This is a genomic window from Rhizobium sp. Nf11,1, from assembly GCF_050587665.1.
Lineage (GTDB): Bacteria > Pseudomonadota > Alphaproteobacteria > Rhizobiales > Rhizobiaceae > Rhizobium.
In genome coordinates this window covers 1-426 of the sequence record NZ_JBOBHU010000085.1, presented here as the reverse complement: position 1 = coordinate 426, position 426 = coordinate 1, and the positions used below count along the sequence as shown (strand labels likewise).

Genomic DNA, 426 nt, shown 5'->3' with positions numbered 1-426 from the left:
GGACCTCTACAACTCCGACATGTTCGGCATGTTCAACGTTCCCACAACTCCGACATGTTCGGCATGTTCAACGTTCCCGAGGACCGCAAGGCGGCCCAGGTGGCGCTGGCGACCGCAACGCTGTCGAAGAGCTTCCAGTCGGCCTTCAACGTCGTCAAGGGTTCGGTTCCGGCCCGCACCGACGTACCCGACACCGATTTCGACGCCTGCGGCAAGAAGGGCATCGCCGACCTGAAGGCGGCCAATGAAGGCGGCACGCTGTTCGGTTCGCTGGCCCAGGGTTATGGCGCGCCTCCGGCGATCGCCAATGCCTATAAGGACGTCGTCTCGAAGTTCGTCCACGGCCAGATCAAGAGCTCCGACGAAGCCGTCACCCAGCTCGTCCAGGCGATCGACGACGCCCGCTGAGACGAGGCCGACGACAAT

The 426-nt window shown here is 63.1% G+C and carries 1 pseudogene; it reads left to right on the top strand.

Features of this window, described 5'->3' with window-relative positions:
• Nucleotides 1–408: pseudogene (locus ACQ7C1_RS31800) on the top strand (hypothetical protein); the annotation flags it as partial.
• Nucleotides 409–426: the final 18 nt, after the last annotated feature.